The 13,885-nt window shown below is 72.5% G+C and carries 12 protein-coding genes and 1 pseudogene; 5 read left to right on the forward strand and 8 right to left on the reverse strand.

What is annotated here, in order from left to right; genetic code table 11:
• Nucleotides 1-34: 34 nt before the first annotated feature.
• Both ACNF49_RS53165 and ACNF49_RS53170 read right to left on the reverse strand, forming a co-directional pair.
• On the reverse strand, nt 35-1,771 hold the full coding sequence (locus tag ACNF49_RS53165; protein WP_357982653.1) for a glycerol-3-phosphate dehydrogenase/oxidase: 1,737 nt from the start codon (nt 1,769-1,771) through the stop codon (nt 35-37).
• A gap of 70 nt (nt 1,772-1,841) precedes the next feature.
• The gene (locus ACNF49_RS53170; RefSeq protein ID WP_357982655.1) at nt 1,842-2,612 is read right to left on the reverse strand and encodes a DeoR/GlpR family DNA-binding transcription regulator; all 771 of its coding nucleotides are present in this window, start codon (nt 2,610-2,612) and stop codon (nt 1,842-1,844) included.
• 128 nt (nt 2,613-2,740) lie between these two features.
• On the opposite strand from ACNF49_RS53170, the gene ACNF49_RS53175 reads away from it, so the two are divergent.
• Genes ACNF49_RS53175 through ACNF49_RS53190 form a run of 4 tightly spaced genes read left to right on the forward strand, consistent with a single transcriptional unit; the run spans nt 2,741 to nt 6,479 of the window.
• Nucleotides 2,741-3,613 carry an SIS domain-containing protein gene (locus tag ACNF49_RS53175; RefSeq protein WP_482942398.1) on the forward strand — a complete coding sequence of 291 codons (873 nt, stop codon included), beginning with the start codon at nt 2,741-2,743 and terminating at the stop codon, nt 3,611-3,613.
• Between the two features lie 52 nt (nt 3,614-3,665).
• On the forward strand, nt 3,666-4,742 hold the full coding sequence (gene nagA, locus ACNF49_RS53180) for an N-acetylglucosamine-6-phosphate deacetylase (RefSeq protein WP_482942399.1): 1,077 nt from the start codon (nt 3,666-3,668) through the stop codon (nt 4,740-4,742).
• A complete protein-coding gene (locus ACNF49_RS53185; protein WP_482942400.1) occupies nt 4,742-5,644 on the forward strand; it encodes a 1-phosphofructokinase family hexose kinase in 903 nt (300 codons plus the stop codon). Before nagA ends, ACNF49_RS53185 begins: the two co-directional genes overlap by 1 nt.
• A 10-nt stretch (nt 5,645-5,654) precedes the next feature.
• Entirely contained in the window at nt 5,655-6,479 is an 825-nt protein-coding gene (locus ACNF49_RS53190) for a class II fructose-bisphosphate aldolase (RefSeq protein ID WP_357982667.1), read from the forward strand.
• Here ACNF49_RS53190 and ACNF49_RS53195 read toward each other — a convergent pair.
• The 6 genes and pseudogenes from ACNF49_RS53195 to guaB form a co-directional block, all read right to left on the reverse strand.
• Nucleotides 6,469-6,903: a GNAT family N-acetyltransferase gene (locus tag ACNF49_RS53195; RefSeq protein WP_357982670.1), complete on the reverse strand. Its 435-nt coding sequence runs from the start codon at nt 6,901-6,903 to the stop codon at nt 6,469-6,471. The two genes, ACNF49_RS53190 and ACNF49_RS53195, sit on opposite strands and share 11 nt — an antisense overlap.
• The gene (locus ACNF49_RS53200) at nt 6,900-7,676 is read right to left on the reverse strand and encodes a phosphotransferase family protein (protein WP_482942401.1); all 777 of its coding nucleotides are present in this window, start codon (nt 7,674-7,676) and stop codon (nt 6,900-6,902) included. The genes ACNF49_RS53195 and ACNF49_RS53200 overlap by 4 nt, the downstream gene beginning before the upstream one ends.
• Nucleotides 7,677-7,724: 48 nt before the next feature.
• Nucleotides 7,725-8,414 carry an SDR family oxidoreductase gene (locus tag ACNF49_RS53205; protein ID WP_357982676.1) on the reverse strand — a complete coding sequence of 230 codons (690 nt, stop codon included), beginning with the start codon at nt 8,412-8,414 and terminating at the stop codon, nt 7,725-7,727.
• 1 nt (nt 8,415) lies between these two features.
• Complete coding sequence (locus tag ACNF49_RS53210) at nt 8,416-9,627, reverse strand: RNA polymerase sigma factor (protein WP_482942402.1); 1,212 nt, start codon at nt 9,625-9,627, stop codon at nt 8,416-8,418.
• A 180-nt stretch (nt 9,628-9,807) separates the two neighbouring features.
• Nucleotides 9,808-10,916, reverse strand: a pseudogene (locus tag ACNF49_RS53215) (GuaB3 family IMP dehydrogenase-related protein).
• A 16-nt stretch (nt 10,917-10,932) separates the two neighbouring features.
• The gene (gene guaB, locus ACNF49_RS53220; RefSeq protein ID WP_357982682.1) at nt 10,933-12,414 is read right to left on the reverse strand and encodes an IMP dehydrogenase; all 1,482 of its coding nucleotides are present in this window, start codon (nt 12,412-12,414) and stop codon (nt 10,933-10,935) included.
• Nucleotides 12,415-12,849: 435 nt separating this feature from the next.
• Here guaB and ACNF49_RS53225 point away from each other — a divergent pair, with 435 nt between their 5' ends.
• On the forward strand, nt 12,850-13,860 hold the full coding sequence (locus tag ACNF49_RS53225) for a helix-turn-helix transcriptional regulator (protein WP_357982685.1): 1,011 nt from the start codon (nt 12,850-12,852) through the stop codon (nt 13,858-13,860).
• The last annotated feature ends 25 nt before the right edge of the window (nt 13,861-13,885 follow it).

A 13,885-nucleotide genomic window follows, 5' to 3' on the forward strand; every position in this document is an offset into this window, starting at 1 on the left:
GCTGTGAGGGCGGGTGACCGGTCCGCCGGAACGGTCACCCGCGCTCCGGCGCGACCACGGGCACGATCTCCGGGGCGCCCAGCCGGATGGCGTCGGCCTCCTGGTCGGAGTCCTGCTCCTGCGAGCGCCGCTCGGCCTCGACGCGTTTGGTGTAGTACTCCACCTCGCGCTTCACCTGCTCGGCGTCCCAGCCGAGCGGCCCGGCCAGCAGCTCGGCGGCCTCCTGCGCCACGGCCAGCCCGCGGTGGAAGGTCTCGATGGAGATGTGCGTGCGCCTGGTCAGCACGTCGTTGAGGTGCCTGGCGCCCTCGTGGGTGGCGGCGTGGACGATCTCGGCCCGCAGGTAGTCGTCGGCCCCGGCCAGCGGCCGGCCCAGCGACGGATCATGCTCGATCAGCTCCAGCACCTCGTCGATGAGCGAGCCGTAGCGCTGGAGCAGGTGCTCGATGCGGGCGACGTGCAGGCCGGCGGAGTGGGCGAGGCGGTAGCGGGAGTTCCACAACGCCTGGTAGCCCTCGGCCCCGGCCAGCGGGATGCGGTCGGTGCACGAGCGCGGCACCCGCTGGTCGAGCCCGTGCGCCACCGCGTCCACCGCGTCGCGGGCCATGACCCGGTACGTCGTGTACTTCCCACCGGCGATCATCACCAGCCCCGGCACCGGATGCGCCACGACGTGCTCGCGCGACAACTTCGACGTCTGGTCGGACTCCCCCGACAGCAGCGGACGCAGCCCGGCGTAGACGCCCTCGACGTCGTCGCGGGTCAGCGGCACCGACAACACGGCGTTGACGTGGTCGAGCAGGTAGTCGATGTCGGCCCGGGAGGCCGCCGGATGGCCCTTGTCGAGCGTCCACTCGGTGTCGGTGGTGCCGATGATCCAGTGGCGGCCCCACGGGATCACGAACAGCACCGACTTCTCCGTGCGCAGGATGATGCCGGTGCGGGAGTGGATGCGGTCGCGCGGCACCAGCAGGTGGATGCCCTTGGAGGCCCGTACGTGGATCTGGCCGCGCCCGCCGACCAGCTCCTGGATGTCGTCGGTCCACACGCCCGTGGCGTTGACGACCTGCTGGGCGCGTACGTCGAACTCGGCGCCGGTCTCCAGGTCGCGCGCCCGCACGCCGGTGACCCGCTCGCCCTCCCGCAGGAACCCGACCACCTGGGCACGCGGCGCGATCCGGGCGCCGTACGTGGCGGCGGTGCGCAGCATGGTCATCACGTAACGGGCGTCGTCGACCTGGGCGTCCCAGTACTGGACGGCGCCGGTGAGTGCGCTCTTCTTCAGCGCCGGGGCCAGCCGCAACGCCCGTGACCTGGACAGGTGCCGATGCCCCGGCACCCCGCGGGTGAGCCCGGAGGCGAAGCCGAGCGTGTCGTAGAGCGCCACGCCGGCTCCCACGTAGGGGCGTTCCCAGCCGAAGTGGGTCATCGGGAACAGGAACGGCACCGGCCGGACGAGGTGCGGCGCCAGGCGCTGGAGCAGCAGCGCCCGCTCCTGCAGCGCCTCGCGCACCAGGTCGAAGTTGAGCTGCTCCAGGTAGCGCAGGCCACCGTGGATGAGCTTGGACGAGCGCGACGAGGTGCCGGAGGCGAAGTCGCGGGCCTCCAGCAGGGCCACGTCGAGGCCCCGGGTCGCGGCGTCGAGCGCGGTGCCCGCCCCCACCACGCCGCCGCCGACCACGACCACGTCGAACTCCTGGGCGGACATCTCCGCCAGCGCCGCCGCGCGCTCGGTGGGCCCGAGCCGGGCCACGCTCCTACCCGCCGTCATCGTCTCCCCTTGCGTCGACTGCGGTCAGTACCTACCCGTACGCCCGGTTCCATGTAACGCAAGGGACGGCTCAGGCGCGTACGACCTTGACGCCCGCCTCGGTGAGCCGGCCGGTGAGCTCGTCGGAGAGCCGTTCGTCGGTGACCAGCGTGTCGATCTGCTCGATCGGGCAGATGCGGGAGAAGGCCCGCCGGCCCACCTTGGAGGAGTCGGCCACCACGACGACCTGGGCGGCCCGGCTGATCAGCAGGTTGTTCACGCTGGCCTCGCCCTCGTGGTGGGCCGAGGCGCCCAGCTCGACGTCGATCGCGTCGACGCCGAGGAAGGCCACGTCGAGGGTGACCTGTTCGAGCACGCCCGAGGCCAGCGGCCCGATCAGCTCGTACGACTGCTGCCTGGCCACCCCGCCGGTGACCACGATCTTGACGTGCTGCCGCACGGTCAGCTCGGCGGCGATGTTCAGGGCGTTGGTGACGATCGTGAACCCGCTCTCCAGCGTGGACAGCGTGGCGAGGGTGCGGGCCAGCTCGGAGGTCGTGGTGCCGCCGTTGAGCCCGACCACGGCCCCCGGGCTGACCAGGTCGGCCGCCGCGGCCGCTATGCGGTGCTTCTCGTCGGCGTGCCTGGCCGTCTTGTAACGCAGCGGCAGGTCGTAGCTGACGCTCTGGGCGACGGCTCCGCCACGCGTGCGCATGAGCATCTGCTGCTGGGCGAGCTGGTCGAAGTCACGCCGGATCGTGGCGGTCGAGACGTCGAGCGCCTGGGCGGCCTCCTCCACCGACAGCCTGCCCTCCTGGGCGAGCAGCTCCAGGATGGCGTTCCAGCGGTCGTAGCGGGACACGAAGCCTCCAATGAGATCCCTACGGGATCAAGCGTGGCACAGGCAGGGAGGTGAGAGCGACCACTGCACAAAACTGCGCTTTTACTGTATAAAAAAGGCAGAAACAAACACCAACGGGGAGGAACGCGGTGACCACCCATACCGAAGCCGAGATCGAGTCCCAGCCGTCCTGCTGGCGCCGCGCGGTGGCCGACGTGCCCGCAAGCGCGCTGCCCGAGCCCGGCGAGCGGGTGGCCGTCGTCGGCTGCGGCACGTCATGGTTCATCGCGATGGCCTACGCCACGCTGCGCGAGCAGGCCGGGCTGGGCGAGACCGACGCGTTCGCCGCCTCCGAGGCGCCGATCGGCCGCTCGTACGACAGGGTGCTCGCGCTGACCCGGTCCGGCACCACGACCGAGGTGCTGGAGCTGCTGTCCAGGACGACCGCCCGTAAGACGGCCATCACCGCCGACCCGAAGACGCCGGTCATGACGGCCGCCGACGAGGTCATCGTGCTCGACTACGCCGACGAGACGTCCGTCGTGCAGACCCGCTTCGCCACCACCCAGCTCGCCATGCTCCGCGCCAGCCTCGGCGAGGACCTGACCGGCGCGATCGCCGACGCCGAGCGGGCCCTGGCCGAGCCGCTGCCCGCCGAGCTCGTCGAGGCCGAGCAGTTCAGCTTCCTCGGCAACGGCTGGTCGGTCGGCCTGGCCCAGGAGGCCGCGCTCAAGATGCGCGAGGCGTCCCGGTCGTGGACGGAGGCGTACCCGGCGATGGAGTACCGGCACGGCCCGATCAGCATCGCGGGCCCCGGCCGCGTCACGTGGATGCTCGGCACCGCCCCCGAGGGCCTGCGCGAGCAGGTCGAGGCGACCGGCGGCACGTTCTTCGAGAGCGGCCTCGACCCCATGGCCGAGCTGGTGCGCGCCCAGCGGGTGGCGGTCGCGCGGGCCTTCGCCCGTGGGCTGAACCCCGACGAGCCCATGCACCTCACGCGATCTGTGATCCTTTCTTCATGAGCCTTACTCTCGCCGATGCCCGGATCGTGACCCCCGAAGGGGTGCACGAAGGGTGGCTGACCATCGAAGACGGCCGCATCACGCATGTCGGCCACGGATCGGCCCCCAGCCCCGGCCTGAGCCTCGGGGGCGGCACGTCGCCCCCGGGTTCGTCGACATCCACAACCACGGCGGCGCGGGCGGGTCGTTCCCGACCGGCGACCAGGACAAGGCCCGCGACGCCGTGGCCCTGCACCGGCGGCACGGCACGACCACGATGATGGCCAGCCTGGTCACCGACGCGCTCGACGAGCTGTCCAGGGCCGCCTCCTCGCTGGCCGAGCTGTGCGAGGAGGGGCTGCTGGCGGGCATCCACTTCGAGGGGCCGTACATCGCCAAGGCCCGCTGCGGCGCGCACAACCCCGCCCTGCTGCGCGAGCCGTCGCCGCAGGAGCTGTCGGGGCTGGTCAAGGCCGCGCGCGGGCACGCGCGCATGGTCACCGTCGCCGCCGAGCTGCCCGGCGGGCTCGACACGATCCGCACGGCCGTCGGCGAGGGCCTGATCGCGGCGCTCGGCCACAGCGACGCCGACTACGACCAGGCGATCGCCGCCATCGAGGCGGGCGCCACCGTCGCCACCCACCTCTACAACGCGATGCCGCAGCTCGGCCACCGCGCGCCCGGCCCGATCGCCGCCCTGCTGGAGGACGAGCGCGTCACGGTCGAGCTGGTCAACGACGGTGTCCACGTGCACGCGGCGATGTTGCGCCTGGCCTACGAGGTGGCCGGTCCCGGCCGGACGGTGCTGATCACCGACGCGATGGCGGCCACGGGCCTCGGCGACGGCGACTACGTGCTCGGCCCCATGCGGGTGCGCGTGACCGACGGCGTGGCCAGGCTGGTCGAGGGCGGCTCGATCGCGGGCTCCACCCTCACCATGGACGCCGCCTTCCGCCGCGGCGTGCGGAAGCTCGGCATGTCGCTGCCGGACGCGGTCCAGGTGGCCTCGCTGACCCCCGCCAGGGTGCTCGGCCTGGCCGAGGAGATCGGTTCGATCGCCGTCGGCAAGGCGGCCGACCTGGTGGTGCTCTCCGGCGAGCTGGAGGTCGACGGCGTGATGAAGAACGGCGACTGGATCTCGGAGCCCTGATGATCATCACCGTGACGCTCAACGCCGCGCTCGACGTGACCTACGAGGTCCCGTCCGTCGCCTGGGACGGCGTCAACCGGGTCGGCGCCGTCCACCGGCGCGCCGGCGGCAAGGGCGTCAACGTGGCCCGCGTGCTGGCCGCCCTCGGCCAGGAGGTCCTGGTCACGGGGCTGGCGGGCGGGCCCACGGGGCGCGCGATCGAGCACGACCTGCGGGCCGCCGGGCTGCCCGCCGCGCTGACCGGCATCGCCGCCGAGTCCCGCACCACGCTGGTGGTCTCCGAGCCGAATGGGGCCACGCTGTTCAACGAGCCCGGCCCCGAGGTGACGGCGGCCGAGCTGGCCGCGTTCGTGGAGCGGTACACGTCGCTGCTGGCCGGCGCCGACGCGGTGGTGGTCTCCGGCAGCCTGCCGCGCGGCGTCCCCGCCGACGTCTACGCGACGCTGGCCGCCGTCGCCGCCCGCGCGGGCGTGCCGGCCATCGTCGACGCCGACGGCGACCCGCTGCGGCGCGCCCCGGAGGGCCGTCCGGCCGTCGTCAAGCCCAACGCCGAGGAGCTGGCCAGGGCGGTTCCCGGCGGCACCCCCGAGGAGGGCGCCCAGGCGCTGCGCGAGCGGGGGGCCGAGGCCGTGGTCGTCTCCATGGGCGCCGACGGGCTGCTCGCGGTGACCGGCGAGGGCACGTTCCGGGCCCGGATGCCCTACACCGTGCGCGGAAACCCGACCGGGGCCGGCGACTCGCTGGTCGCCGGGCTGGCGCTGGGCCTGGTCGAGGGCTCCCCGTGGCCCGACCGGCTGCGGCGGGCCGCGGCGCTGGGCGCGGCCGCCGTGGCCGCACCGGTCGCCGGCGACTTCGACGGCGAGGTCTACGCCGACATACACCCCCAGATCATCATCACGTAAGGAGCTCGTCATGGCCCTCGCCGGAATAGGCGACATCGTCCGGCAGTCCCCCGCAGGGGTGGGCGCGTTCAACGTGATCCAGTTGGAGCACGCCACCGCGATCGTGGCCGGCGCCGAGGCGCTCGGCCTGCCGGTCGTGCTGCAGATCAGCGAGAACTGCGTGCGCTACCACGGCGCGCTCGAACCCGTCGCGCTGGCCGCGCTGGCCGTCGCGCGCCGCGCGGAGGTGCCGGTCGCGGTCCACCTCGACCACGCCACCGACCGCGCGCTGGTGGAGGAGGCGGTCACGCTGGGCCTCGGCTCGGTGATGTACGACGCCTCCGCCCTGCCCGACGAGGAGAACGTGGCCGCCACGGCCGAGGTGGCGGCCTGGTGCCACGAGCGCGGCGTCTGGGTGGAGGCCGAGCTCGGCGAGGTCGGCGGCAAGGACGGCGTGCACGCGCCCGGCGCCCGCACCAAGCCCCACGAGGCGGTCGACTACGTCGCCAGGACCGGCGTCGACGCGCTCGCCGTGGCCGTCGGCACCTCGCACGCCATGACCACCAAGGACGCCGTGCTCGACCTGGAGCTCATCGCCGAGCTGCGGGCGGCGGTGCCGGTGCCGCTGGTGCTGCACGGCTCGTCCGGCGTGCCCGACGACGTGCTGCGCGAGGCCGTGCGCAACGGCATGAAGAAGATCAATATCGCCACCCACCTGAACAAGGCGTTCACCCGGGCCGTACGCGACTACCTGGCCCACGACGAGCGGGTGGTCGACTCCCGCAAATACCTCAACGCGGGCCGCGACGCCGTGGCCCGCGAGGTGAGTCACCTGCTGGGCGTGCTCACCGGCTGAGCTCCTTGCGCATCACCACGGCCGACCGGCCGTCGAGGTCGGCCCGGCCGATCTCGGCGTAGCCGAGCGAGGTGTACAGCGCGATGTTCGAGGCCATCTTGACGTTGGTGTAGAGGCGCAGGGCGGGCAGGCCGAGCCGGGCGGCCTCCCGCTCGGCGTAGGCCAGCAGGCCCCGGCCGATGCCCCTGCCGTGCAGGTCGGGCCGGACCGCCACGTTGTCGACCAGCAGCGTGCCCTCCTCGGGGATGAGCACGACCAGCCCTTCCAGGCCGTCGGTGACGTGCACCCGGCCGGCGCCGATGAGGGCCGCGTAGTCGGCCTCCATGGGCAGCGGCCGCGTCCCGATGATCTCGGCCCATGGCTGGTAGGCGTCATGGACGAGTTGCTCGACGGCGGCCCTGTCGGCCTCCTGCGCCAGTCTCATGCCTCCAATGATCGCAGCACCCTCTCGACCTGACGATCGAAGGTGCCGGGGGGATTGCGCGGGCTGTCGTGCGAGAGCAGGAACAGCCAGACCAGGCTCTGCAACCTGCGGCAGTCGCGCAGCCGGCGTGCCTGCGGCCCGCTCAGCTCGAACCGGTCGGCGATCTCCACCTCGCCGTCCACCCACATCGAGACGTGCTCGGACAGCTCGGCCAGCTCGTAGACCAGGTCGCTGCGGCCGGAGTCCTCGAAGTCGACGATGCGCACGCGGGCGCCGTCCCACAGGAAGTTCGCCAGGTTGCCGTCGCCCGCCCCGAAAGCCGGCCGTACGCCCGACTCCCCCGGACGCCGGCCCGCCAGCCAGCGCAGGCCCTCCTTGACCGCGCGGTCGGCCCGCGGGCCGCGCGGCCGCCAGGCGTCCAGCCATTCCCTGACCTGGCCGGCGAGCGCCTCGGCCTGCCACGGGCGCACCGGGACGGCCGCCAGCACGCCGGGCGGGACGGCCTCGTACAGCTCGGTGAGCGCCTCGGCCATGGCGGTCAGGGGCACCTCCTCGACGGCCAGGCCGCGCAGGGGCACGCCGGCGATCCTGGTCATGCGCACGACGCCGTCCTCGAAGGCGATCGGCCGCGGGGACAGGCCCGGAGCGTGCTCGGCCAGCAGGGTGAGCGCCCGCCACTCGCGCTCGGCCGCCCCCGGCTTGCCGTCGACATACCGCTTGGTGACGACGTCGCCGTCGAAGTCGAGGACGTGGGTGTACACAAGATCGGCCATGCTACGGCAGGATACGGCCCGCCTCACGAGCTCGCGCCCGCGAACGCGTCACCACGGCAGCGGCTGCCCGTCGCGGAAGAAGCCGCCGGTCGGCCCGTCGTCGGGCAGGTCCGCCGCCCACAACACGCTCCGCGCGCCCTCGGCGACCGGCCGCCCTCCCGGGCCGCCCATGTCGGTCGCCACCCACCCCGGGCAGACGGAGTTGACCAGGATGCCGTCCTCGCGCAGCTCGGCCGCGAGCATCCTGGTCAGCGCGTTCAGCGCCGTCTTCGACACCGTGTACGCGGGCGTGCCGCCGCCCATCGAGGCCAGCGAGCCGATCTCGCTGGAGACGTTGACGATCCGGCCGTGCGCGCCGCCGCGCAACAGCGGCAGCAGCGCGAGCGTGACCCGCCAGGCGCCCAGCAGGTTCGTCTCCAGCGCCTCCGACACCACGCCCAGGTCCGCCTCGCAGGCCCGCTGCCAGGTGTCGTAGTGGATGGCGGCGTTGTTGACCAGCACGTCGACCCGCCCATGGGTCTTCTCCAGCTCCCGCGCCAGCCCGGCCGCCGACTGCTCGTCGGCGACGTCGAGCCGCCGCGCCAGCACCTCGCCGCCGCCGATCCCGGCCGCCGCCTCGACGGCCTTACGCTCGTCCCTGGCGGTCAGCACCACCGTGTCGCCCGCCGCCGCGAGCTGCCTGGCCACCTCCAGCCCGATCCCCCGGTTGGCCCCCGTGACCACGCACACCCGGTCCATCTCACGTCCCCCTCAACGTCGCGCGCCTGCGGCGCAGGAACTCCCGCTCGACCTCGTTGCCCGCACGGGCGATGGCCTCGCCGTACGCCTGCGCCGCCTCCCCGTCGCGTCCCAGCCGCCGCAGCAGGTCGGCCCGTACGGCGTGGAACAGGTAATAGCCTGTCACCTCCAGCCCCTCCACCAGCGCCAGACCCGCCTCGGCGCCCTCCGCCTCGGCCACCGCCACCGCGCGGTGCAACGCCACGACCGGCCCCGGCCTGAACGCCAGCAGCAGGTCGTAGAGCTGGACGATCTGCCGCCAGTCGGTCTCCCCCGCGCTCGCCGCGTCGCCGTGCACGGCGTTGATCGCGGCCTGCACCTGGTAGGGCCCCGGCCGTCCCCACCGCAGGCAGCGCCGTACGATCGTCTGCCCCTCCTCGACCAGCGCGCGGTCCCACAGGGCGCGGTCCTGCTCGGGCAGCGGCACCAGCTCGCCGCCGCCCGCGGTGCGCGCCGCCCGGCGTGACCGGACCAGCAGCATCAGCGCCAGCAGGCCCCACACCTCGGGCTCGTCCGGCATCAGCTCGGCCAGCAGCCGGCCGAGCCGGACGGCCTCCGCGCACAGGTCCTCGCGCACCAGCCGCTCGCCCGAACTGGCCGTGTAGCCCTCGTTGAAGATCAGGTAGACCACCGCCAGCACCGCGCGCAGCCGGTCCGGCAGGTCCGCCGCCGCCGGCACCCGGTACGGGATCCCCGCCCGCCGGATCCTGCTCTTGGCCCTGACCAGCCGCTGGGCCATGGTCGTCTCCGGCACCAGGAACGCGTGCGCGATCTCGGCCGTGCTCAGCCCGCCGAGCAGCCGCAACGTGAGCGCCACCCGCGCGTGCGGGGCGAGCGCCGGATGGCAGCAGGTGAAGATCAGGCGCAGCCGCTCGTCCCGCACGGGCCCCTCCTCGGCGGGCTCGTCCCGGGCGTGCAGCAGCGCCGCCTGCACGTGCTTGTCGTGGCGGCCCGACTCCCTGCGCAACCGGTCGACGGCCCGGTTCCTGGCGGTCGTGATGATCCAGCCGGCCGGGCTCGGCGGCGGGCCCGCCTGCGGCCACTGCCGCAACGCGATCGCGAACGCCTCCTGCACCGCCTCCTCGGCGACGTCGATGTCACCGAACACGCGGACGAGCACCGCCACCGCGCGGCCGTACTCCTCCCGGAAGGCCCGTTCGACCTGATCGGACATGCTGCAACCACCTCGCCGGCACGTGCGTCCCCTTGCGCGTCCTACACGAACGGCGGCGGCCCGATTCGACACGGCGGGACGGCGGGAACCCCGGAAAGCACTCGGCTCCCGGAGGCCGCAACCCCCGGGAGCCGTCGCAGACGTCGGTCAGACGTCGGTCAGACACCGGCCAGATGTCGGTCAGCGCTGGATCGGCGCGACCACGACCTCGACCCGCTGGAACTCCTTGATGTCGGAGTAGCCGGTGGAGGCCATCGTGCGCTTGAGCGCGCCCATCAGGTTCATCGAGCCGTCGGCCACGCTGGAGGGGCCGTGCAGGATCTGCTCCAGCGTCCCGACCGTGCCGAACTCCACGCGACGGCCGCGCGGCAGGTCGGGGTGGTGGGCCTCGGAGCCCCAGTGGAAGCCGTGGCCGGGGGCCTCGGACGCCCTGGCCAGCGGCGAGCCCACCATGACGGCGTCGGCCCCGCACGCGATGGCCTTGGCGATGTCGCCCGAGGTGCCCATGCCGCCGTCGGCGATCACGTGGACGTACCGGCCGCCGGACTCGTCCATGTAGTCGCGGCGCGCCGCGGCCACGTCGGAGATCGCGGTGGCCATCGGCACGGCCACGCCCAGCACGTTGCGGGTGGTGTGCGAGGCGCCGCCGCCGAAGCCGACCAGCACGCCCGCCGCGCCCGTGCGCATCAGGTGCAGCGCCGCGGTGTAGGTGGCGCAGCCGCCGACGATGACCGGCACGTCGAGCTCGTAGATGAACTGCTTGAGGTTGAGCGGCTCGGCGCGGCCCGAGACGTGCTCGGCCGAGACGGTGGTGCCGCGGATGACGAAGATGTCCACGCCGGCGTCGATCACGGCCTTGTGGTACTGGACCGTGCGCTGCGGCGACAGGCGGACGGCCGTCGTCACCCCGGACGCCCGGATCTCCTCGATCCGGCGCCCGATCAGCTCCTCCTTGATCGGCGCGTCGTAGATCTCCTGGAGCCGCCGGGTCGCGGCCGCGGCGTCGAGGGCGGCGCACTCCTCCAGCAGCGGGGACGGGTCTTCGTAGCGCGTCCAGAGCCCTTCGAGGTCGAGGGGGCCAGGCCGCCGAGCCGGCCGATCTCGATCGCGGTGGCGGGCGAGACCACGCTGTCCATGGGGGCGACGACGACGGGCAGCTCGAACCGGTAGGCGTCGATCTGCCAGGCGATCGACACCTCTTCCGGGTCACGGGTGCGTCGCGAGGGCACGAGCCCGATCTCGTCGAGCGCGTACGCCCTCCGCCCGGTCTTGCCCCGGCCGATCTCCACCTGCTGAGTCATGAACTTACCTTCTGTGATAGTTCGGAGCTTCCACGGTCATCTGGATGTCGTGGGGGTGGCTCTCCTTGAGGCCCGCTGCCGTGATCGGCATGAGCTCGCAGTCGGTGTGCATCTGCTCGATCGTGCGGCACCCGGCGTACCACATGCCCTGGCGCAGCCCGCCGATGAGCTGGTGGGCGACGGCCGCGACCGGCCCGCGGTAGGGCACCTGCCCCTCGATGCCCTCGGGGATGTACTTGTCGTCGCCGCCGACGTCGGCCTGCGCGTAGCGGTCCTTGCTGAAGGAGGTGCCGCCGCGCTCGCGGTTGCGCACCGCGCCGAGCGACCCCATGCCCCGGTACGACTTGAACTGCTTGCCGTTGATGAAGATCAGCTCGCCCGGCGACTCCTCGCAGCCGGCGAGCAGCGAGCCCAGCATGACCGTGTCGGCACCGGCCGCGATGGCCTTGACGATGTCGCCGGAGTACTGGAGGCCGCCGTCGCCGATCACCGGCACCCCGGCCGGGGCGCACGCCCTGGACGCCTCGTGGATGGCCGTCACCTGCGGCGCGCCCACACCGGCCACCACGCGGGTGGTGCAGATGGAGCCGGGGCCGACGCCGACCTTGACCGCGTCGGCGCCCGCGTCGACCAGCATCTGGGCGCCCGCCCTGGTCGCGATGTTGCCGCCGATGACCTGGACCTTGCTGTTGGCCTTGAGCTTGGCGATCATGTCGGCCAGGCCCTTGGAGTGACCGTGGGCCACGTCGACGACGACGACGTCGACCCCGGCCTCGATCAGCGCCTTGGCCCGCAGCTCGGCGTCGCCGCCGACGCCCACGGCCGCGCCGACCAGCAGGCGGCCGTCGGCGTCCTTGGTGGACAGCGGGTACTGCTCGCTCTTGGTGAAGTCTTTGACCGTGATCAGGCCGCGCAGCCTGCCGTCGGAGTCGACGAGGGGCAGCTTCTCGATCTTGTTCTGCCGCAGCAGCGCGAACGCGTCGTCGCGCGAGACCCCCACCGGCGCGGTGACCAGCGGCATCTTGGTCATGACCTCGCGCACAGGACGGGTCTGGTCGCTCTCGAAACGCATGTCGCGGTTGGTCACGATGCCGACCAGCGTGCCCGCCACGTCCGTCACCGGCACACCGGAGATCCGGTACGTCGCGCACAGCCGCTCGACGTCGGCCAGCGTGTCGTCGGGGCTGCAGGTCACCGGGTTGGTCACCATGCCGGCCTCGGACCGCTTGACCAGGTCGACCTGCTGGGCCTGCTCCTCGACCGACAGGTTGCGGTGGAGGATGCCGATGCCGCCCTGGCGCGCCATGGCGACCGCCATGCGGGCCTCGGTGACGGTGTCCATGGCCGCGGAGACGAGCGGGATGGACAGCGTGATGTCCCGTGACAGACGAGATCTGGTGTCGGCCTCACCTGGTTGGAGATCGGAGTAGCCGGGCACCAGCAGCACGTCGTCGAAGGTCAAACCCATCTCGGTGAACTTGGACATGCCTCGGCCCCCTCCTGACCTCTGCGCTGATTGACCTAAGTCTAGGGCCTGGCTCCAAAACGCAACGAAGCCGGGAGCACGACGGCCCCACGCCCCGTCGTGCGCCCGGCCTCGCCGTCCGCAACGCGCAAAGTGCAGGGGGATGGGACGGTCGGTGATCCGTCCCATCCCCCGGCCACCGGCACCCAGGCCTGGCGGCGTGTTCACGCCACCGAACCCCCCTCCGCGTCCTGATGGCGGCTGCCGCAAGACCCCGCTTCAGGGTGCCGACGCTAGGTAAAGCGTGCGTCACTCAACGGCACGACGCAATGTGAAAACGTGCAATTGCACGAAGTTGCACGTTCCGCCGACGATTCCACGGCAAGCCCCGGACACGCAGGCGGTACGGGGTTATCCTCGCGGCACGCCCGTGTCCCCCCGACGGAGCCGCCCATAATGCGTAATCAGCCCAGGCGCGTTGCAGAGCCCTTCGAGACGCTGGGCCTCGACCCGGCGCAGACCGCCCTTTACACGGCGCTGCTACGCCTGCACAGGGCCACGCGCACCGACCTCGCCCAGGCCATGGACGGCCCCGTCGAGAAGGTCGGCCGTCAGCTCGACGACCTGGTCAGGCTGGGGGTGGTCGACGAGCAGTCCGGCGAGTACCTGGCCAGGCACCCGGCGGCGGCGCTCGGCCGGGTCATCGCCGAGCGGCTCGACCGGCTGGCCGAGGAGAGCCGCAGGATCGACTCCGCGCTCGGCTCCATCCGCGGCCTGATCCACGACTACGACGCCGGCCGCGATTATCAGAGCGGGACATTCCCGGTGGAGATGGTGAACGGCGCGGACGTCCTCTACGAGAGCGTGGTCGGCATAGCCGTGCAATCGCCGCCCATGGAGTTGTTGACTGCAATCCCGGATGAGCGCACAATGGCAGATTTTGTTCGTAAATTTGCGGACCCATGGATTGATGCGCAAAAACGGCAACTTCTTACCGTTCAGGCGATCATTCCGGTCTCCACGCTGAGCCTGCCAGGCGTACGCGATCAGCTCACCCGGCTGCTCGACACCGGCGGCAGGGTGCGCACGCTCGACCGGGTGCCGAGCTGGTTCATGACGGCCGGGCCCGAGGTCGCCGGCCTGCCCGCCCTGTGGGGCGGCAACCTGCCCGACCACGCCTACAACTTCTACCTGGTACGCACGCCGATCGTCGTCGGCATGCTGCGCTCGCTGTTCCAGGAGCTGTGGGGCCGCGCCGTGCCGCTGCCCTGGGGGCGCAGGGGCGACGGGATGGTCCAGGTGCTCCGCCTGGCCGCGCAGGGCGTGTGCGACGACTCCATCGCCCGCCAGCTCGGCGTCTCGGTCCGTACGGTGCGAGCGAGGTTCGCCGACGCCATGGCCGAGCTGGGCGCCCAGTCGCGGTTCCACGCCGGCGTGGAGGCCGCCAGACGGGGATGGCTCAGCTAATACTCTCCGCCGGGGCCGCTTCGGT

It is taken from the genome of Actinomadura sp. ATCC 39365, assembly GCF_054392275.1.